This window comes from Demequina sp. TMPB413 (assembly GCF_020447105.2).
Lineage (GTDB): Bacteria > Actinomycetota > Actinomycetes > Actinomycetales > Demequinaceae > Demequina.
In genome coordinates, this window is sequence record NZ_CP096184.1 from 242,541 (window position 1) to 262,679 (window position 20,139).

General features: G+C 66.5%; 18 protein-coding genes. 12 read left to right on the plus strand and 6 right to left on the minus strand.

Annotation, left to right across the window (positions count from 1 at the left end):
• Positions 1–5 precede the first annotated feature (5 nt).
• Positions 6–1,175, minus strand: a complete 1,170-nt coding sequence (locus tag LGT36_RS01140; protein ID WP_226264664.1) for a hypothetical protein — start codon at positions 1,173–1,175, stop codon at positions 6–8.
• Between the two features lie 99 nt (positions 1,176–1,274).
• Between LGT36_RS01140 and mtrA the strand changes: the two genes are divergently transcribed.
• The 7 genes from mtrA (at position 1,275) to secA (ending at position 10,863) form a co-directional block, all read left to right on the plus strand.
• A complete protein-coding gene (gene mtrA / locus LGT36_RS01145) occupies positions 1,275–1,958 on the plus strand; it encodes an MtrAB system response regulator MtrA (protein ID WP_226094848.1) in 684 nt (227 codons plus the stop codon).
• Between the two features lie 23 nt (positions 1,959–1,981).
• Entirely contained in the window at positions 1,982–3,580 is a 1,599-nt protein-coding gene (mtrB, locus tag LGT36_RS01150) for an MtrAB system histidine kinase MtrB (RefSeq protein WP_226094846.1), read from the plus strand.
• Positions 3,577–5,289: a GerMN domain-containing protein gene (locus tag LGT36_RS01155; RefSeq protein ID WP_226264663.1), complete on the plus strand. Its 1,713-nt coding sequence runs from the start codon at positions 3,577–3,579 to the stop codon at positions 5,287–5,289. Before mtrB ends, LGT36_RS01155 begins: the two co-directional genes overlap by 4 nt.
• Positions 5,290–5,382: 93 nt before the next feature.
• Positions 5,383–6,213 (plus strand): ComF family protein, encoded by an 831-nt coding sequence (locus LGT36_RS01160; protein ID WP_226096402.1) that lies wholly within the window; start codon positions 5,383–5,385, stop codon positions 6,211–6,213.
• Between the two features lie 129 nt (positions 6,214–6,342).
• Positions 6,343–6,987 carry a ribosome hibernation-promoting factor, HPF/YfiA family gene (gene hpf, locus LGT36_RS01165; RefSeq protein ID WP_226096403.1) on the plus strand — a complete coding sequence of 215 codons (645 nt, stop codon included), beginning with the start codon at positions 6,343–6,345 and terminating at the stop codon, positions 6,985–6,987.
• A 92-nt stretch (positions 6,988–7,079) separates the two neighbouring features.
• Positions 7,080–7,973: a DMT family transporter gene (locus tag LGT36_RS01170; RefSeq protein ID WP_226096404.1), complete on the plus strand. Its 894-nt coding sequence runs from the start codon at positions 7,080–7,082 to the stop codon at positions 7,971–7,973.
• A 1-nt stretch (position 7,974) separates the two neighbouring features.
• Complete coding sequence (gene secA / locus LGT36_RS01175; protein WP_226096405.1) at positions 7,975–10,863, plus strand: preprotein translocase subunit SecA; 2,889 nt, start codon at positions 7,975–7,977, stop codon at positions 10,861–10,863.
• 6 nt (positions 10,864–10,869) lie between these two features.
• Here the strand turns inward: secA and LGT36_RS01180 are convergent, their stop codons facing one another.
• Together LGT36_RS01180 and LGT36_RS01185 are read right to left on the minus strand one after the other, a co-directional pair.
• Positions 10,870–11,310 carry an Rv3235 family protein gene (locus LGT36_RS01180; protein ID WP_226096406.1) on the minus strand — a complete coding sequence of 147 codons (441 nt, stop codon included), beginning with the start codon at positions 11,308–11,310 and terminating at the stop codon, positions 10,870–10,872.
• Positions 11,307–12,179, minus strand: a complete 873-nt coding sequence (locus LGT36_RS01185) for a LysM peptidoglycan-binding domain-containing protein (RefSeq protein ID WP_226096407.1) — start codon at positions 12,177–12,179, stop codon at positions 11,307–11,309. Before LGT36_RS01185 ends, LGT36_RS01180 begins: the two co-directional genes overlap by 4 nt.
• A gap of 118 nt (positions 12,180–12,297) precedes the next feature.
• Between LGT36_RS01185 and LGT36_RS01190 the strand changes: the two genes are divergently transcribed.
• Positions 12,298–12,810: a hypothetical protein gene (locus tag LGT36_RS01190; protein ID WP_226096408.1), complete on the plus strand. Its 513-nt coding sequence runs from the start codon at positions 12,298–12,300 to the stop codon at positions 12,808–12,810.
• A gap of 5 nt (positions 12,811–12,815) precedes the next feature.
• On the opposite strand, the gene LGT36_RS01195 is transcribed toward LGT36_RS01190, so the two are convergent.
• Positions 12,816–13,031 carry a helix-turn-helix domain-containing protein gene (locus tag LGT36_RS01195; protein ID WP_226096409.1) on the minus strand — a complete coding sequence of 72 codons (216 nt, stop codon included), beginning with the start codon at positions 13,029–13,031 and terminating at the stop codon, positions 12,816–12,818.
• A gap of 108 nt (positions 13,032–13,139) precedes the next feature.
• Here LGT36_RS01195 and LGT36_RS01200 point away from each other — a divergent pair, with 108 nt between their 5' ends.
• The 3 genes from LGT36_RS01200 to LGT36_RS01210 are packed head-to-tail and all read left to right on the plus strand — an operon-like array spanning position 13,140 to position 15,484.
• The gene (locus LGT36_RS01200) at positions 13,140–13,760 is read left to right on the plus strand and encodes a hypothetical protein (RefSeq protein ID WP_226096410.1); all 621 of its coding nucleotides are present in this window, start codon (positions 13,140–13,142) and stop codon (positions 13,758–13,760) included.
• The gene (locus tag LGT36_RS01205) at positions 13,757–15,004 is read left to right on the plus strand and encodes a hypothetical protein (protein WP_226096411.1); all 1,248 of its coding nucleotides are present in this window, start codon (positions 13,757–13,759) and stop codon (positions 15,002–15,004) included. Before LGT36_RS01200 ends, LGT36_RS01205 begins: the two co-directional genes overlap by 4 nt.
• Before the next feature lie 48 nt (positions 15,005–15,052).
• Positions 15,053–15,484, plus strand: a complete 432-nt coding sequence (locus LGT36_RS01210) for a hypothetical protein (protein ID WP_226096412.1) — start codon at positions 15,053–15,055, stop codon at positions 15,482–15,484.
• A gap of 24 nt (positions 15,485–15,508) precedes the next feature.
• On the opposite strand, the gene LGT36_RS01215 is transcribed toward LGT36_RS01210, so the two are convergent.
• Both LGT36_RS01215 and LGT36_RS01220 read right to left on the minus strand, forming a co-directional pair.
• Positions 15,509–17,074: a diguanylate cyclase gene (locus LGT36_RS01215; RefSeq protein WP_226096413.1), complete on the minus strand. Its 1,566-nt coding sequence runs from the start codon at positions 17,072–17,074 to the stop codon at positions 15,509–15,511.
• Between the two features lie 91 nt (positions 17,075–17,165).
• Positions 17,166–17,975: an inositol monophosphatase family protein gene (locus tag LGT36_RS01220; RefSeq protein WP_226096414.1), complete on the minus strand. Its 810-nt coding sequence runs from the start codon at positions 17,973–17,975 to the stop codon at positions 17,166–17,168.
• A gap of 109 nt (positions 17,976–18,084) precedes the next feature.
• Here LGT36_RS01220 and LGT36_RS01225 point away from each other — a divergent pair, with 109 nt between their 5' ends.
• The gene (locus tag LGT36_RS01225) at positions 18,085–20,136 is read left to right on the plus strand and encodes a hypothetical protein (RefSeq protein WP_226096415.1); all 2,052 of its coding nucleotides are present in this window, start codon (positions 18,085–18,087) and stop codon (positions 20,134–20,136) included.
• Positions 20,137–20,139 lie beyond the last annotated feature (3 nt).

A 20,139-nucleotide genomic window follows, 5' to 3' on the forward strand; every position in this document is an offset into this window, starting at 1 on the left:
TCATGTCACGCGACGAAGCTCTGAGAGGCCCAGTGGCGGGCCTCTGCGGCCTTCGCAAGGTCGAAAGCCAGACCTTCCTTGCGCATCCTCATGTCGAGGTAGATGAGGGCGTGGGTTGAGCCGAAGAACGAGTACTGGGTGACGCAGGTCGCGATCAACTGGAAGATGTACGCCACGATCAGCCCGATAGCGAGCGCCGCATCCCCTCCCGAGGTCACTCCCATCGGTATGAATGCCGCGATCTGGGTCACGAACCCAAAGGCCTGCTGCACTGCGCCCACGATGAGTCCCACCACCAGCATGATGAGGACCGACCACCAGAAGCGGCCAGGCACCAGTCGGATGGCCCTCTTGATGGCTCGGATGACTCCCGCTCGCTCAAGGATGATCGCGCCTCGCGCCACGATTGAGTACACGGAGACGACCAGCGCGAAGGGGATGAGGACGAAGAGGAACAGCACGACGATACCGAGCACACCGGCGCCCGCACCGGAATCGCTGCTGGAGCTGGCGCCGATCAGAATCCAGAAGGAGAGCGCCAAGACAATCAGCATGGGCAGCGCTGCGACGAAGGCGAGCAACAACAGGTGCCCGATGCGGGGCAGGATCGCCTTGATTGCGGCGGACAACGTGATGCGTTCGCCGAGCATCGCTTGCGCCACCGCGGGGTAGACGATCGACGTGGCCAAGATGTCGGACACCACCCACGACACAAGGGCGACGATGCCGGCGATCACGGTTGACGTGGAGATGCCTTGCAGGGACTCATACGACGAGAAGAGACTGAGTTTGCTGTCGTTCGCGGCCACCCAGATTGCGAAGGCGGTCAGCAGGGCGCTGACGGTGAAGAGCAAGAGCGGGCCGCCGATGATGACGGACCGGTTAAACCGCATTGCCTTGAAGGGCACCGTGATGAAGTCGCCAAAAGGCAGTGGGCGTAGGGCGACGATGCCTGGCTGCCAGGAGCGATACGTGAGCGACGGCTGCTGTGGCGCAGGTGCAGAGTGGGGAACGGGGGGAGGCGCATAGCCTGGCGCGGGCGGCGGGGCGTAGCCCTGGTTGGGCGCAGGCGAATAGCCGCCAGCCGGTGGAGGGGGCGTTCCCTGGGGGAGAGGGGGGACCTCAGCGCCCGGCATGGCCCAACCGTCGTTGCCCGACGTGTTGCTGTCCGTCACGTCCCCTCCTCGCGTGTGTGTCGCCCATCTTGCCACGCCAAGGGTCTAGTCCCAAGGCGCGCACTCCCGGCGAAAGGCGTGGCGTGGCATCATGGCGACATGGTGGCAAAGATCCTGGTGGTCGACGACGACCCGGCTGTGGCCGAGATGACGGGCATTGTGCTTCGCGCGGACGGCTTCGAGCCCGTGTTTTGCGATCACGGTGACCGCGCGGTGGACATCTATCGCGCCGAGCAACCTGACGTGATTTTGCTCGACCTGATGTTGCCGGGGAAGTCTGGCATCGACATCTGTCGGGAGATCCGCGCGGAGTCTGGAGTGCCGATCATCATGTTGACGGCGAAGTCGGACACGGTCGACGTGGTGCTGGGGCTGGAGTCCGGCGCCGACGACTACATTCCCAAGCCGTTCAAGCCGCGTGAACTCATCGCTCGGGTACGCGCAAGGTTGCGCCGCAATGACAACGTCGCTCCTGGTGTGGTGCGTATCGGAGACCTTGAGATCGACGTAACGGGCCACAGGGTGACCAGGGCAGGCGAGGTGGTGCAGCTCACGCCTCTCGAGTTCGATGTGTTGGTGACGCTGGCTCGCGCACCCGGGCAGGTGTTTACCCGCGAGGTCCTGTTGGAGGACGTCTGGGGGTACAGGCACGCCGCCGACACGCGACTGGTGAACGTCCACATTCAGCGGCTACGCGCCAAGATCGAGCGGGACCCAGAAAACCCTGAGATTGTGCTCACCGTGCGCGGGGTGGGGTACAAGGCTGGCGGCCATACGTCGTGAGATTCAGTGCGCGGGCGGTGGGCATGATGTTGCTCGCGCCCGCTCAGAAGCTGTGGCTGCGGTGGACACGATCCATGCTGCTGCGCGTCATCACGTCGACGCTTGTGGTGGGCCTTGCCGCCGTCGCCGTGCTCGGCGCGTATGTGACCTCCGAGATCCGGGATGGTCTTTACGAGAAGCGCGTGGAACGCATCTTGATCGAGTCGGCGCGCGACTTCGCCAGCACTGAGCAGACCTTTGACGCGTCCACCGCTGAGACTCCAGGCGACTTGCAGGTGCTGGTGACCGACCAAGCTGCTGCGCTGATCCAGTTGGGCGGCGATTCGCGCGACCTCGTCATGTTGCGTGCGCCGCAAAACGATTCTGATGTGTTCTTGACCCTTTCGGGAGAGCAGTCTCTGGTGCCCATCATCAGTCCCGAATTGCGCGAAGACGTGACGACGGGTGACGGGCAGTTCTGGCAACCCGCTTCGCTGCCGTCGGGCGGTGGCCCGGCCATCGTTGTCGGCGCTTCGCTCACCCTCAAGTCGGCAGGCGAGTACGAGTTGTACTTCGCGTACTCGCTCGCCGACGAGGCTGAGACCCTGGACCTGATCCAGCGGGTGCTCGCACTGGGCGCGACGGCGCTCGTGCTGCTCGTGGTGTTCATGACGTGGACGGTGACGTTGCAGGCCGTCCGACCGGTGCGCGCCGCCGCCAGGGTGGCCGCGCGGCTCGCGGATGGTCACCTGTCGGAGCGCATGCACGTCAAGGGCAACGACGAGGTGGCGACGCTCGCGACCACCTTCAATGACATGGCCGCTTCCCTTCAGCGCCAGATCAGCCGCATGGAGGATCTCTCCCGCTTGCAGCGCAGGTTCGTGTCCGACGTGTCCCACGAACTTCGGACCCCCCTCACCACCGTGAGGATGGCGTCCGACGTTCTCCATGAAGCGCGCGCCGACTTCGCGCCCGCCGTCGCGCGCTCCGCTGAGTTGCTCGCGACCCAGTTGGATCGATTCGAGGCGCTGCTCGCTGACCTGTTGGAGATTTCCCGCATCGATGCGGGAGCGGCTCAACTGGACTTCGAGGATCACGAGGTCGGGGATGTGGTGCGCGATCAGGTGGAGACGCTCGCGCTTGCCGCTACCGAACAGGGCGTTGAACTGAGACTGTGGATGCAGGAGGGCTCACATTCGGCCTCGATGGATGCTCCGCGAGTGGGGCGCATCATTCGCAACCTGCTGTCCAATGCGATCGAGCACGCCCAAGAGGGGCCCGTCGATATCGCTGTAGCCTCCACCGCGAGGACTGTTGCCGTCGTCGTCCGCGACTACGGCGTCGGCTTGTCGCCGTCTCAAGTCAAGCGCGTGTTCGACCGGTTCTGGCGGGGCGACCCCGCGCGCGCCCGCACCATGGGCGGCACGGGGCTGGGTCTATCGATCGCCCGCGAGGACGCCCTGCTTCACGACGGTGTGCTGGAAGCGTCTGGGCGCCCAGGCGAGGGCGCCTCGTTCCGGCTCATGCTCCCCTGTGGCTCGCGCGGGCTCGGCCTTCGCGAGCCGCTTCCACTGGAGATGAGCGAAGAGGACTTCCCTGAGGTGGGGCGACGCATCGTGTTGTCGACGGAGGTGGAACTGTGAGGCGCCACATGGTGGCGGTGCTCGCGTGCCTCGCGCTCGCGGCCTGCACGTCGATCCCGACCGAGGGGCCCGTGCGACCGGGCGACACCGAGGTCGTCCAGCCAGGCCCCATCCCGCCGATTCTCCAGGGCCCGTCTCTCAATGCGACGCCCCGCGCCATCGTTCAAGGCTTCCTCACGGCGTCGGCGGCAGGAGCGGCGAGCAACTTCGATGTGGCGCGCGAGTTCCTCACGGGGCCTGCCGCCGTCGACTGGGACCCTTTGGCGCAAGTCACCGTCTTCGACTCCCGGCAAGTGGTGCCGTCCTTCAACGAGGACAGCGGCACGTTCACGTACTCGGTGCCGGTCGCGGCCGAGATCGACGCCTCCGGCGTGATGACGGTCGCCTCCGACGACGTGCGCAAGGAACTCACCTTCGAGGTCGGCACCGATGACCTCGGCCAGTACCGCATCACGTCATTGGGCGACGGCATCGTCATGTCGGCAGCCGACTTCGATCGCTTCTTCAGGCCCGTCAGTTTGTACTTTGCGGCTTCGCATGGCACCACACGAGTGCCGGAAGTGCGCTGGTTCGCCGACAACGATCAGATCGCCACGGCGACGGCAAGGGAGCTTGTTGAGGGGCCGTCGACATGGCTCGCGGGAGGGGTGAGGACGGGCTTCCCGCCAGGATCGGCGCTTGCCGTCGACGCCGTCGTGGTGACCGATGGGGTGGCAAACGTTGCGCTCGCCCTGGGTTCCGCTGGTGATCCCGCTCAGCGTTCGCTCGCGCAACAGCAGATGATGCTCACCCTCACGCAACTTCCGCTCGTTCAAGATGTGGTGACGACGATAGGGGCGGTGCCGATTGGTGGCGACGACTCCGTCACGCTGGAGGAGGCAGTGTTGCCGGGCGAGCTGGCGCTCGTCGTGGTAGCCGACCGGCTGGGGTTGTGGGATGGCGAGGCCGTCTCCGTCACGCCAGCGGAGGTCGGGGCCGTCCCGGCTGGGGCAGAGGGCTTCGCTCTCGGTTTCGACGGCACCACGGCTGCGTTCACGTGGGGCGGGGCAGTGCACGTCACGACCGCGCTCGCGGCCGAGGGTGGCCTGGTGGCGGCCGACGAGGCAGAACCTCTCCCCGAGGGTGCGGTCATTCCGTCGACCGAGTTGATACCGGGGGCCGACATGGTCGAGCCGTCGATCGACGTGCACGGCTGGGTGTGGAGCACCGAGGCGACGTCGGAGGGCGTGATCCTCGCCGCCGCTCCTGGGCAGCAGGCCGTTCAGCTCGACGCGCCGTGGCTGGCAGGGTCCTCCATTCAGGCGGTCGCGGTGGCGAGTGACGGCGCGAGGATGGCGATCCTCAGCCGTTCGGCGGCGGAACAGGTGCTCGAGGTGGTGGCGGTCACGCGCGATGAGGAGGGCCGGCCGATCGCGATCGGCGAGCCTTTGACTTTTGGGTCGACGCTCAGGACCTCGATCGACCTTGCGTGGGTGGACGGCACCGCTGTGGTGGTCCTGGCCGAGGGGTCCGGCGAGATGTCGCTCGCGGGAGTCGGCGGGTGGACCACCGACTTCACCACGTCCACCGGTGCCGTCTCGGTGACAGCTCGCAACGGCACGCGCACCCTCCACGCCGTCTCAGCAGACGGTGACCTCGTGGCGCGCTCCGGCAACGGCTGGACTCCTCCCAAGTTGACTCACGTGCGAGACGCCGCCTTCGCAGGCTAGCCGCGTCGTCCCCAGGGGCGGTCGGCGTCGGCTCTCCCCACGGACGAGCGGCCGTGCAGGCGGCGCTTGCAAAGTCGGTGAGACGCTCACGCGATGGCACATGCTGGAGGAGGACGAGTCGACATCGAGGGCGGCACGGACGCCCGTGGAGCGCGCGGAGTGGTCAGGGGTGCCGGAGCAACCGGTGTTCCCGCTCGCCAGCGGCCTCAGTTGCCCTCGTGGGCCACTAGGGCGGCGCGGGACGTGGCACGGGTCATCGTCCCTGTACATTGCGCTGGCTGCGGTGCTCGAGACGTGCGGTGGTGCGACGAATGCGAGGCGCCGTGGTGGGAGCGACCGCTCAGGTCGGAGTCGGCCGCGCCCCGCTTGGACGTCCCTGGACAACCCGCGCTGCCGGTGTGGGCGGTGGCCAGCCTGTCGGGGAGCAACCACTCCATGGTGTCTGCATGGAAGGACGCTGGCAGGCGGGACCTAGACGCCTTCTTTGACGGGGTCATGCGCCGTGCGGCGCGAGACCTCGCAGACCACCTCGGGTCCCATGTGAACGTGGTTCCCGTGCCAGCCAGGGTGCGCAGCACCCGCAGGCGTGGCGTCGACCTGCCATTGCTGCTGGCGCACGCTGCGGCAGCCGGTCTCGCAGAAGTTGGAGTGGAGACGAGAGTGGTCAAGGCGCTCGCGGTGGGCGCAGGGGAGCAGCGCGGCGCGAGCGCCCGCGAACGGTGGCGTCAGGCCGCGAATGTGCACGTTGTGCCGCACGGTGACGCCTCCGGCCGAGTTCTCTTGGTGGACGACGTGGTGACCACAGGAGCCACGATTGCGGCCGCTACCAGCGCCCTTCAGGTGACATTCCTCACGGTGGCCGCAGGACTTTGCCTCGCCTCGGCGCCGGCTTCTGGCGCACGTGCCGCAGGACAAGTATCGTGACCACTACGACGGCCAACTGGTCGCACCTTCTGAGTCGAAGGGGGTGATGCGAAAGGCGCAAAGCGGCGCCACTCATCACGTCCCGTCCTGCCGCGCAACGGCGCGGCATCACCCGAAGGAGCAGTTGCCATGGACATTGCCATTGTGGGTCGCCACACCAAGGTCACCGATGAAATGCGCGAGCGGATCATTTCCAAGATGGAGAGGATCGCCGCACTGGCACCGAAGGCAACTCGGGTCGAAGTTCACGTGGTGCATGAACGCAACCCGCGATTGGCGGCCGATGCCGAAAGGGTAGAGATCACGCTCCATGACCATGGCGTGATCCGAGCAGAGGCGTCGGCGGACGACCGCGTTGCAGCCCTCGAACTCGCCGCGGCCCGCATCGGCGATCGGTTGCGCAAACTTCACGAGCGCCGCGCGAACCGCCACAACGGCGCTCCCTCGATTCGCGAAGTTGTCAAGGCTGATGCCTCCGCTTCCGATGCGCCGGTAGAGAGCGTCGAGTCGTGGGAAGGAGCCCCAGGCGGGTCCGTCAGGGAGATCCCGTTGGACGGCACCCCCATCGTGATCCGCTCAAAGACCCACTCGGCCGAACCGATGACAGTGTCAGAGGCGATCGATCAGATGGAGTTGGTGGGCCACGACTTCTACCTCTTCCTTGACTCAGAGACCGAGTTGCCGAGCGCTGTGTACCGCAGGCGCGGGTGGACCTATGGGGTCATCCACATCGATCCGGCGGCGAGCGACGCCACCGAACGCAAGTCCGCCTGAGTAGTTCACCGCTCGCTAGAACCGCGCCCGGCACGCTTGCCACCCCCCTGGTGAGCGTGCCGGGCGCGGCATGTGACGGGTAGCCTTCCCCGGTGCGCACTCGGGACTTTCTTGGCGTCGTCCTTGCCGCCGTGCTCTGGGGAGGAGGCGGCGTCGTCGGCGCGCTCCTGACCCGCGATGCGGGCATCCACCCCCTCTCGGTGGCCATGTGGCGGATGCTCATCGGGGGAGTCGCACTGCTCGCGGTCGTGGTGGCCGTCCCGCGACTCAGGCCGGCTGCCATCAGCGGCGCTGCTTGGCGGCGAATCGCCGCGACGGGAGCGCTCACAGCCCTGTTTGAGGCCCTGTACTTCTCGGCCATCGGCCTGTCATCCGTTGGGCTCGCCACGCTCATCGGCATCGGCTCATCTCCGCTGTTCGCCGCCGTCTTTGACTGGGCGTTCCACGGGGCTCGACCGAACCGCCGCACGGTGCTCGCGATGCTGCTGGCGCTCACCGGGCTCGCTTTGCTGCTGTCGGGTTCGCTCCAGCTGGGGGTCAACGGACTGCTAGGCGGGCTGCTCGCCGTCGCCAACGGCGCCACCTTCGCAAGTATTGCCGTCCTGAACCGCAACCCGGTGCGAGGCCTCGATCCCATCCCGCTGACTGCCATCGGCTTCACCTTTGGCGGGGTGCTGCTGATCCCCGTCGCGCTCCTGGCGGGCCTTGGCACTGCGAGCGACGCGGGTGGCTGGGCGCTGGTGGTGGTGCTTGGCGTGGCGATGACGGCTGTCGCCTACGCCGCGTTCCTCACCGGGCTCAGATCGGTGCCGCCGTTCGTTGCCACTATCGTGACGCTCCTGGAGCCACTTGTGGCGACGGTACTGGGCGTGGTCGTGTTGGCAGAGCGGCTCGGTCCAAGCGGTATGGTCGGAGCGGCAGCGCTGGGCGCAGCTGTGGTGTTGTTGCGCCCACGCAGACAAGTAGCTCATTCGGTAACCGCCTAGGATGGACGGTGGCCCACGCAGGAAGGCGGGACTTAGCACCGTGGCAGTTATTGATCGGATCATCCGCATGGGCGAGGGGCGCCAGTTGCGCCGCGTCGAGAAGGTCGTCACCCTCACCAATGCGCTAGAAGACGCCTACGTCGACATGACGGACGAGGAGTTGCGCGGCCTGACCGCGGACTTCAAGAGCCGCTTGGCCGATGGTGAGAGCCTCGACTCGCTGATGCCAGAGGCTTTCGCCGCCGTGCGAGAGGCGTCCAAGCGCACCCTCGGCCTGCGACACTTCGACGTCCAGTTGATGGGTGGCGCCGCGCTTCACGCCGGCAATATTGCGGAGATGAAGACCGGCGAGGGCAAGACCCTCGTGGCCACCCTTCCCGCCTACCTCAACGCTCTCACCGGTAACGGCGTCCACGTGGTCACCGTGAACGACTACCTTGCGGGCTACCAGTCGGAGTTGATGGGACGCGTGTTCCGCTTCCTTGGCATGGAGACCGGTTGCATCATCTCCGGCCAGGACCCTGCCGCGCGCAGGCGTCAGTACCAGGCCGACATCACGTATGGCACCAACAACGAGTTCGGCTTCGATCACCTGCGCGACAACATGGCGATGGACCCCTCGCAGTTGGTGCACAGGGGATACCACTACGCGATTGTTGACGAGGTCGACTCGATCCTCATTGACGAGGCGCGCACCCCGCTGATCATTTCTGGGCCCGCCGCTGGCGACAACCTGCAGTGGTACGTGCAGTTCGCGCGGCTGGTGAAGGACCTCAAGGCCGACGAGGACTACGAGGTTGAGGAGAGCAAGCGGGCGGTAGGCATCCTCGAGCCAGGTATCGACAAGATCGAGAAAGCGCTGTCGATCGAGAACCTCTACGACCCCGCAAACACGCCCCTGATCGGCTTCCTGAACAACGCCATCAAGGCTAAGGAACTGTTCCGACGCGATCGCGAATACGTCGTGCAAAACGGCGAGGTCCACATTGTCGACGAGCACACGGGACGCCTGCTCGCCGGTAGGCGTTACTCGGAAGGACTGCACCAGGCCATTGAGGCCAAGGAGGGCGTGCAGATCAAGGCCGAGAACCAGACCTACGCCTCTATCACGCTGCAGAACTACTTCCGTCAGTACGGCAAGCTCGCCGGCATGACAGGAACGGCGCAGACCGAGGCCGCCGAGCTCAACGCCACCTACGGCATGAACGTGATCTCGATCCCCACGCACAAGCCGATGATCAGGATCGACCAGTCCGACTTGCTGTTCAAGTCGGAGCAGGCGAAGTACAACGCGATCATCGAAGACGTCCTCGAGCGCCACAAGAATGGCCAGCCGATGCTGATCGGCACCGTCTCCGTCGAGAAGTCCGAGACGCTCAGCAAGGAATTGCGCAAGCACGGCATCAAGCACAAGGTGCTGAACGCCAAGCAGCACGACGCCGAGGCGGCCGTGGTTGCCGAGGCTGGCCGCAAGGGCGCCGTGACCGTCGCCACCAACATGGCTGGCCGCGGCACCGACATCATGCTGGGTGGTAGCCCAGAGTTCCGTGCAGTTCAAGAGATGCACCGTCGTGGCATAGACCCACACGACCAGCCTGACGAGTACGAGCGGGTGTGGGACGAGGTGTTCGCCCAGGCCACGACCGACGTGGCAACGGAACACGAAGAGGTCCTCGCAGCAGGCGGACTTTACGTGCTCGGTACTGAGCGCCACGAGTCTCGGCGCATCGACAACCAGTTGCGTGGACGTTCCGGTCGCCAGGGAGACCCGGGCGAGTCCCGCTTCTACCTGTCGCTTGAAGACGACCTGATGCGGATGTTCCAGTCCGGCCTGGCCGCGACCATGATGAACTCCGGCGCTCTGCCGGATGACCTTCCCATCGAGTCCAAGATGCTGACGCGCGGTGTGCGAAGCGCCCAGGCCCAGATCGAGGGTCGCAACGCCGAGATCCGCAAGAACATCCTCAAGTACGACGACGTCGCTTCTTCGCAGCGCACCATCATCTACGGCGAGCGTCGCCGCATCCTCAACGGCGAGAACCTGCGCGATGAGGTCCGCGGGTTCGTGGATGACGTGGTGGGCTCAGCGGTCCGTGCAGCGACTCTCACGGGTGCGCCTGACGACTGGGACCTGGAAGCGCTGTGGACCGAGTTGCGGACGATCTACCCTGTGTCCCTCACGGTCGAGGAGGTTGTTGAGGAGGCCGGCGGTATTCGCTACCTCACGCAGAACTTCCTTGAGCGTGAACTGACCGCCGACGCGCGGGTCGCCTACGACGCCGTCGAGGAGCGGATCGGCGCTGACATCATGCGTCAGGTGGAGCGCCAGGTCTTGCTTCAGGTGATCGACCTGAAGTGGCGCGAGCACCTGTACGAGATGGACTATCTCAAGGAGGGCATCGGCTTGCGCGCGATGGGTCAGCGCGACCCGTTGATCGAGTACCAGCGCGAGGCCCACCAGATGTTCAACGCCATGTCCGACGCGGTGAAGGAGCAGTCACTCCAGGTGCTATTCCGCGTGGAGAAGCGCGAGCAGGCGCCGCAGCCGACCGCGTCTGTCGACGCGACGACGGCCGCTGCGACCGCGACCAAGTCGGGGAAGGGTGGCGATGCGCCCGCAGCCTCAGGGCCGAAGGGCGGCGAGGCTCAACCGCGCAGGCAAGTGTCGCGAGCGACCACCACGGGTGGCGGTCCCGTCACGTCCTCGATGGGCGCGCTGACGTATTCAGGGCCCTCGGATGATGGCTCTGGCAAGGCGACCACCACTAAGGCGAAGGCTGCGACCAAGTCTGAAGCCGACGGCGGAACGTTCCCCGGCACGCCCAAGAATGCGATGTGCCCGTGTGGCTCTGGCAAGAAGTACAAGATGTGCCACGGGAAGAACGAGTAGCGCGCCCTAACCGACCTCGAGCACGGTGGTGAGCCACCGGCCAGCGCTCACTTCGAGACGCATGGCGATGGGGTGCGCGACGTCGCCCTCCATCAGGACGATTCCGGCTTCCACCGCGGTGGCGCTGACGCGGCACATCCGAATGCGTGCCACCGATACGTCTCCGCGCGCCACGTAGCCCGCGCGGCGCGCAAGTGAGCGTTGCTTGAGCAGGGACGTGCGCAGCGTGGGCGTGATCCAGCGGGTGAGCGTGTCGATCCCGTCTGCGCCGAGCGCGACCTCCAGTGCGGTGCGAGCGACAGTGCAGGCGAGCGGCGTGGGGTCTCCCAACGCGCGGCGCTTTCGACGGTAGGCCGGTGGCACGAGCGCGGGAGGCGCAGGAACGAGTTGCGGGCGCGGCGCGGGGGCGAAGCCCGTCTGTGGCGCGGCGTAAGCGACGGCGCTCATGAGCCGAGTCCCGCTGGCACGGTCAGGACGAGCCCTGGGTGAATGAGCGCGGGGTCGGAACCCACGGTCTCAGCATTCGCGGCGTACAGCTCGGGCCACGCCTTGTTGATGGAGGTGTCGCTCGCCTCAGGGCCGAGGAGTTTGGCCGAGATGCGCCACAGCGAGTCACCGTGCACCACGGTGTAGGTCTCGGCGGAGTTGGGAACCTGTTGAACTGCCGGCTGGCTCGCGGCCGTTGATTGCGCCGATGGTGTCGGCGCTGCAGGAGGGTCAGGAGCGAGTTCGGGCACCCGGGGCTGTTCGGCTACGGGCGCTGGCGCAAAGCCAACGTCGAGCACGGCGGGTTCGAGCACTGTGGGCTGTGGCGCGGACACGGCGTGGGCACCGGCGTCGGCCGGAGAGTCAGTCGCGACGATGGCATCGGGGAGGGCCCATGCCGCGGGGCTGACCACGTCCGTGACCACGGGGGCGGACGCGGTCGACTGGCTGGCTACAGGATCGCCCCATCCCACCGAGGGCGCCTCTGATTGCGCTGCGAGCGCGGGGGCAGCGAGCCCTGCGCTCATGGTCAGGCCTAAGGCCGTCGCCGCGACCCGCTGCCACGACGCCGGTGCGAGAGCCGCAATCGAGCGAGGCACCGCGCGACCGCCCCTGACGAGAGCGCCAAGAACCATCGCCCAGCCCGTCGCCGCCAGGTAGCTTGCCACCGCGGCGCCGAAGCCAGCGGCGCCCATCGCCATGAGGTCGTCGACCTGCAGCACCGCCTCGCGGCCCTGCCACAGCGCCCATGCGGTGTTGCCCAACACCCACGCAACCCCCGGCATCCCTAGTACTGCCAACCATGCGGCAAGCCGACCGATGATCTTCATAGCCCCTCCTCAGCGTCGTCCGACTGCATTTGATGCAGTTTGATGACGTTAGGTATACACCAATGCGTTTAGCGTGTCGACCGGTGCTGTGGAGAAATGCTGTCGCTACGGTGTGTCCATGCGATGGGATGACCTCTTTGCCGACTTGGAAGCGCAACTGAGCGCGGCCAAGGACGCCCAGTTCCAGGCCGACGTCTCCGACCTGACCAGGTCGGAGCGAGCCTCGATCGAATTGGCCGAGCGGTTGCTGACCGCGCGGGGTCAGTCGGTCGCACTGACGCTCAGAGACGGTGAGGTGGTGCACGGCGTCGTGGTCGACGCGGCCGTCCAATGGCTGCTGCTCGGGGCGACAGGGCCACAAACTCTCGTGCCGATGCGCGCGGTCGCGCTGGTCTCAGGCCTGCCACCGCGCACGTCCCACGTCAGCGAGGTGGAGCGCAGGCTCGGAATCGGGCACGCCCTACGCGCGCTCGCGCGCGATCGCGTCCGCGTGATCATTGACTACGGGGCAGGAGAGGTGACGGGGCTGATCGCCGTGGTGGGCGCCGACTACGTCGAGGTCTCGACCTCAGTGGGCGCCATGTCGGCGGTGCCGATCGACGCGATCATGCGTGTGCGCTCGGCGGTGTAGCGGCTCTAGCCCTCGACGCTATTCGACTGCACCTTGGCCCTGGTGGCCTGGTACTGCCTGGCGATGTAGTTCTCGAGTTCCACCGATTCGACGCGCCATTGGCCCCGCCCACCGACCTGGATAGCGGGCAACTCGCCCGAGCGCACCAGGGAGTACGCCTGCGGCGAGGAGATATTCAAGACCTCTTGAACGTCGGCGAGCGTGAGGAACCGTGAACCCATGCCCCCATTGTGGCACTCGGGGGCGGCGCCCTTCGGTTTTCCACAGCGTGGTGGCGCGCGTCGCGATCGTCCGGCAAGATGTGAGCCAACGTGAGAGGGGGGTCTCCTATGAGCGACACGCCTGTAGCCGGCCGACTGAGAAGGCCAGGGTGGCGCGATCCGCGCCTGTTGGTGGGGCTGCTGTTGATTGCCGTTTCCGTGACGGCGGTGACAGGAATCGTCCGGTCTTCCGACACCACGGTTCCGTACTACGCGGCCAAGGACACGCTGACGCCGGGCACAGTCCTGGCAAGGGACGACGTCGTGGTGGTCCAGGTGCGCATTCCCGACGGCACCTACGCGGCGCCGGGAGAAGAGCCTTGGGGTCAGGTCGTCACGAGGGTGGTGGGCGACGGCGAACTTGTGCCTCACGCCGCGCTCGCCGACCAGGACGAGTTCACCGGCCGCCCCATCGCCGTGCGCACCAGCCTCCCGCTGGCGGACGGAGTGGAACGCGGCTCGCTCGTTGACGTCTACCTGACCAGGACGGACGACGACGAACCCGAGACGACGCTGGTGGCCTCGAACCTCGTGGTGGAGTCGATCGACCGGGACTCGGGATCGTTCTCGGCCGGCTCGGAAGAGACGGTGTACGTGGTGGTCCCGCAGAAAGACATCGAGGACTTCCTCGACGCGCTCGCCGCAGACGGAGACATCTCCGTGGTGGGCCTTCCGGGTGGCGGCGCATGAGCATTGGGGTGCTGATCGCGGTTCACGGTGCTCGCGAGAGCACGGTGGCGGCAGCGGTGGGCGCGGCGCCTGGCCTCAATGTCGCCCGCCGTTGTGCCGACCTGTCGGAGGCCCTCGCCGCCGCGCGTGCAGGCATCGGCTCCGTGGTGCTGGTGTCGGAGCAGCCCCACCTGCATCGTGGGGTCGTGGCCGACTTCGCTGCCGCGGGTGTGGTGGTCGTGGGCGTTCCGTCGAGCCCGGACGGCGCAGATCGCTTGCGCGGCCTTGGCATCTCTCACGTGCTCACGGCCGACGACGACGCCGGCGCCATGCTCAGTTCACTGGCAGGCGCTGCGACTCGGGTCCCGTCTCACGAGCCGGCGGCCGAGGCCTCGGCTAGCGAGTCGGAGCAACGCGGGGTGATCATCGCGGTGTGGGGGCCCACAGGCGCGCCGGGGCGCACCACGCTCGCGGTGTCCATGGCCTACGACTTGGCCGTGAACGAGCCGACCATCATCGTTGACGTTGACACCTACGGGGGAGCGGTCGCCCAGGCGCTTGGCCTTCTCGATGAGGCTCCCGGCATCGCCGCATTGGCGCGGGCGTCACTCCACGGGGCGCTGAGCGAAGACACCGTCCGAAGGCACGCGTTGCAGGCGGCCCCCGGTCTGCGCGTGCTGTCAGGGGTGACCCGCGCAGATCGCTGGACGGAACTGTCCGCAGCCGCGCTCGAGCCGGTGTGGGAGCTGTTGCGCACCCAAGCCGCCGTGACGGTGGTGGATTGTGGCTTCGCCCTCGAGCGCGACGAGGAACTCCAGTACGACACCCACGCGCCACAGCGCAACGGGGCCACGTTGTCGGCGCTCGCGGCGGCCGACGTCATCGTGGCGGTAGGCAGCGCCGAGCCGCTCGGGATTCAGCGGCTCGTGCACTCGCTGGCCGAGCTCGAAGCCGTTGCTCCTGCTCAGACCACCCCGCGACTCGTCGTGGTCAACAGGGTGCGCGCGGCGGTGGCCGGACAGCGGCCGCGGGAGGCAGTCGCCGACGCTCTTCGTCGGTATAGCGCCGTCGAAAGGGTATGGACGGTCGGCTGGGATCCTCGCGCTTGCGATGCGGCAACGCTGGCGGGACAGGCGCTAGGCGAGCGAGCCCCGCGCTCCGCAGCGCGCAAGGCGATTCATGCCGTCGCAGTAGCGGCGCGCACGGCCGCGAGTCGGGCCCCCGCCGCCGCGCCGGCGCCGACCATCTCTCGCGCCAACGCATGACGGGCGCGCCGCCAGGCGGTCCCGGTCGCATCGGGAGACACTAGAGGCATGAGGGTATACATCCCCGCCACGGTGGACGAGTTGGCGCTACAGACGTCGGGCCAATGGGAACCACAAAGGGCCTACGCCGCCACCGACGTGCTTCGCGAGGCCATGCCGGCGCTCGACGAAGACGAGTTGGTCGAATTCGCGATCGACGCCGCCGCGATGGCTTCGGCGCTCGATGCAGGCTCGAGGTTGCGCGCGGTCATCGCCGCGGACGTGTCTCGCGCCGACGCCGTGCCAGACGCCATGACGCACCCGGCTGCCGTCCTAGTGGCAGGCCGCCTCGACCCTGCGTCGATCGCTTGCGTCTTTCTTGACGAAGACGAGGCAGAGCGGGACGTTAAGGCGGCACTCCAGGGCGACGACGACGCTGCCGAGAGGCTCGCCGATCGCACCTTGCTGTGGTTCGACCTGGCAGAGGTCCTTCACGACTGACTGACTGATGTGCGACCAAGGGGTCTAGTCGCTTGAGGCGACCCACGTGCGGTCGCGATCAGCGGCCTTGGCGCGATACAGCGCCGCGTCTGCCGCGTCAATCAGCGCAGAGGCGTTGATGCTTCCTGGCGCCGCGCTCGCCACACCAGCGCTCGCGGTGAGCGTGATTGCTCCCTCGCGAGTGGGTACCTGCACCTCGGCGCAAGCGGCACGCAGCGCGTCGGCCCATTGCTTCGCCTCGTCAACAGGCACGCCGGGAAGCAGCAAGATGAACTCCTCGCCGCCGAAGCGAGCGAGAGTGCCTTCAGGGGCGACGTCATCCATCGCGTGGGCCGCCGCCGCGAGCACCCGGTCTCCCACGGAGTGGCCCCACGTGTCGTTGACTTCCTTGAAGTGATCGAGATCGATCATGGCGACACTCAGTGGCACTCCGTCGCGCTCACACTGCTCCACTGCTTGCGGGAGTTTGTCCATGATGTAGCGGCGGTTGTACAGCCCGGTGCCTTGGTCGCGCAGCGCTTGGTCGGCCAGTTTGGCGCGCAACTTCTCGTTGGTGGCTGCCTCTGCTGCGAGCACGTCGTGCATGCGCGCCAACTCGCGGCGCTGGAGCGCCACCTGGGTCACGTCGCGTGCCCTCACCGCTTGGCCGATGACGGTGCCTGACGAGTCGGTGAGTTCCGTGAGGGCGATGTCGAGCACCAGGTGCTCCCCGCGTCGTTCGATGTCGTGCTCGCCGGGAGATTCGGCTGCGCGTGCGATCTGAGGGCATACCTCGGTGAACTGAAGGCCGGAGGTGAGCCTGGCGTCGTCGCCAATGTCGCCGAGTACGCGGCCCTGGGCGTTCGCGTCCATGAGCCTGCCGGTCGTGGAGACGACGAATACCGCGTCCACGAGGTGTTCGAACACTTGATGTCGCGCGATCGGGGAGAGGTCGGCGAAGCCGCCCCGCACCACCGCGACATACAGCGCGGCGGCGGTGAAGACAAATCCGATCGGGGTGATGTCGGGCCCGCCGGGTTGAATGAACAGGATCTTGATGACGTTGATCGTGAAGGGCGCGACCCAGGCGAAGATCAGCATCGCGGCGCGTCCAGGGGCGAGCATCGGGATGCGCGCCCTCGCGTGGACCATCTCCAACAAGGCGCTCATGAGCAGGATGTAGCTGACGGCGACGTGCACCCAGAACACGGGGCCGTAGTGAAGACCGTCGGCGCCATCGACGACCACGAGTTCGCGCAGTTGAGGGATGGACGCGGCGAGCACGGTGGCCACGGGGTGCCCGCTCATGGTGACGAGGGCTCGCACGCTGGGGCGCCACGACGCGTCGCTGAGCGCCCACACGAGCACCCTGACAGAAGCGACCACGGAGGCCGCGGCTGGCATGGTCCACGCCAACAGCATCGCCAGGTTCTCGGGCTGGACCACCACGCCCCACACCGCCATGCCCGTCCAGGCCAAGATCGAGACGATGAGTGCGAGCAGTGCCACGCCAGCGGGCGTCAGGCGACCGCGTCGAACGATGGCTACGCCTAGGGACACGACGCTCACCGCTGAGGCCGCGTACGCAACTACCAGAAGCGCTTGCGCCATAGGACCGACAAGGCCTCCCTAGGAAGGGGATGTGCACGTCCTATCGGCACATTGCACCCTCGCATGAGGGGACTTCAGTGTGAAGAAGCTCCTAGTTTGTGGTCAGCGCCGCGAGCACAGCGTCGTGCAGTGCGCCGTTCGTCGCGAGGGCGGTTCCACCGAACGGACCTGGCGCTCCGGCGAGGGAGGTGAAGCGCCCGCCGGCCTCGGTGACGATGGGCACCAGGGCCGCCATGTCGTGTAGCGCGAGCTCCGGCTCGCAGGCCACATCTACCTGGCCTTCTGCCACCATCATGTAGCTCCAGAAGTCCCCGAAGGCCCGGGTGCGCCACGCGGTGCGCGTGAGGTCCAGGAACGGATCGAGCGACCCGTGCTCCTCCCAACCGGACAGCGAACTGTAGGACAGGGACGCGTCGGCGAGGGTGGTGACCGAAGAAACGGAAAGCCGCTGCGGTGCCATGGGGAAGCCGCTGAGACGCGTGACCAGCCACGCGCCGTCTCCTTGCGAGGCATACCAACGCCTGCCTAAGGCGGGGGCGCTCACCACGCCGACCACGGCGTCGTCGCCATCAAGGAGGCCGATGAGCGTGGCCCACGCGGGCACGCCGCGCACAAAGTTCTTGGTGCCGTCGATCGGGTCGACCACCCAGCGTCGGCCGCCTGCAGGGGCGCCGTCGGTGCCCTCCGTCACCCCAAATTCCTCGCCGACGATGGTGTCGCCTGGCCGCTGCGCCGTCAGGCGGTCCCTGACCAATTGCTCGGCGGCGCGGTCGATCGCGGTGACGGGGGTGTCGTCAGGCTTGAGCTCGACGGCGAAATCGCCGAGGGAGCCGGCGATGGTGAGGGCGTCCACCTCGTCGGCGATGCTGAGGGCGAGGGCGAGGTCATCCGCGTAGGCCATGTGGCCAGGGTAGTGGGTGGTGCTGTGCCCCCAGAAGTGGGGGCTTTCTCCCCAGATGATGTCGCTGCTAGGTTCGCTGCCGAGGACGACCGTCTACCTGGGGGGAAGCATGCAGAAGCGCCTGTACATCGTCGGATCGGTCTTGGCGGTTGTCGCTTTGGGGGGCGTGTTGGTTGCCAACGCGCTGCCGCTCGAGTCGCCCCCAGCGAGGTTGGCGCAGTCCGGCGTGGACCTCAGTGATTCCGGGATTCAGGCGGACTTCGACGAGGCGACCTCGGTCGAGGTGGCGCGTGACGCTTACACAGTGACCGAACGGGACGGCAACGGCCTGATGCGTGCCACGGTGTCTCAACAACCCTCAAGTGTGTTGAGGGACGGTGAGTGGGTGCCGATCTCCACGGAGTTGACGCAACTTGACGGCGGCCTGATCACGGCGGTGGACCATCCGCTTGAGCCAGTCTTTGCGCCTTCCGCCGATGCGGAGGCCGTTCTCGAGGTCGACAACGGTGTCTACTCCCTGGCGCTGTCACTGGTGAGTGCCAAGCCTTCTGCTAGCGAGGAAGTCTCAGCAACGCCCGATGTCGCGGACGGCACGGCGGTGCGCTATGAGGGTGCCGCGGGTGGTTCCGATGTTCTCTTCCAAGTCGGTCAGCAGGCGGTTTATCAGACGGTCGAGTTGGCTTCTGCGCCCTCAGCGCCGCTGAGGTTTGAGTGGTCCATCGAGGCCCCTGGCCTCGTCTTGGGCGAGTCGGACGCAGGCGAGATCCTGTTCCTTGACCCGAGCGACGAGGTCGCGTTTGTTTTGCCCGCGCCGTCGATGTGGGACTCGCTCGGCGGGGCAGAGGGAGGAATGGCAGAGTCCGCTTCCGCACCAGTCGACTACACGATCAAGGAAATGGCGTCAGGCAAGTGGACCTTGGTGCTCGAACCCAGCCCCGAGTGGTTGAGCGACGCCGAGCGGGTGTACCCCGTCTCAATCGACCCGGACATCTATCCGGGTGCAGGCATGGTCGCCACGTACAAGGAAGACAATTGGACTCACAACTACGCGTCCGTTCCCCGCATTGGCAACACCAAGCAGACAAGCACCTGCTGTGCATGGCGCACCGTATTGCGCTATCCCTTGAACTCCTACTTTGGCAAGCGCGTGACGGGCGCAGCCCTTGTTGCCAACTGGACCTACGGCACAACGACGAATCGGGCCGCGAGCCTGTGGTGGGCGCACTCCTTCAGTTTCGCTGGCAATGCAGGCAAACTTGCCGACTTCTCGATTTCGACTCAGGGAGTCGCCTATAACGGCGGCGTCTTCACCATGGTCGCCCAGATTCTCAACAACAGCGATCAGTACAGCTACATGATGCTGATGGGTGAAGAGAACAATGCCATTTACTCCCGCAAGGACCTCAGCACCTACGTGACGTTCACCTACGTCGATCCGGCAGTAGTCACGGGCGTCAAGGGAGCCACCCCGACCTCCCCGGCGTCGGGTCCCCTCACGCAGGTCTTTGTCGATGACATTGTGATGGAGGCCACCGGCGTCAATAACACGCCCGGTACGAGCCAACTGTTCAGGTACAGGTTCACGTCGCCCAACGGCGGCGCCGCGTGGACGTCCGGCTGGGTTGGATCAGGCCCGTATCGCATACCCGACACCGCTCTGACGGCAGGCAAGGACTACAACTACACGATCGACACCATGGACACGGGGACTCTCAGTCCCGTGAAGTCGAAGACTCTGTCGACGTGGAAGTTCCACACCCAGATCAACCCGCAGGCCCCGACCGCAATCACGGTTGACGGACAGGCTCTGACCGCTGACGTGACGTCGAGCGTGGAGCGCCCCATCCTGGGCGCGACCGTCACGGACGTGGACGGCGGCGAAGTGTGGGCCGTCTTCACCGTGAAGCAAGACGGCCTGATCATCATGGACTCGGTCGAGGGGACGAAGTCCACGGTCAGCCCTGGTGGGAGCGCCATCTCCACGGTGGAGCTGCCCTATGCGGTGACCTCAGGTTCTCGGTACACCGTCGAGGTGAGGGCGTTCGACGGTCACCTTGCAAGCGGCGTGGCTGCGTCGGATCCATTCGGCTTCACAGGGCCGCCTAGAAGCATCCGAGAGATTCCTGGAGATGACGATGCATCGACGGGAGCGACGTCATGAGGG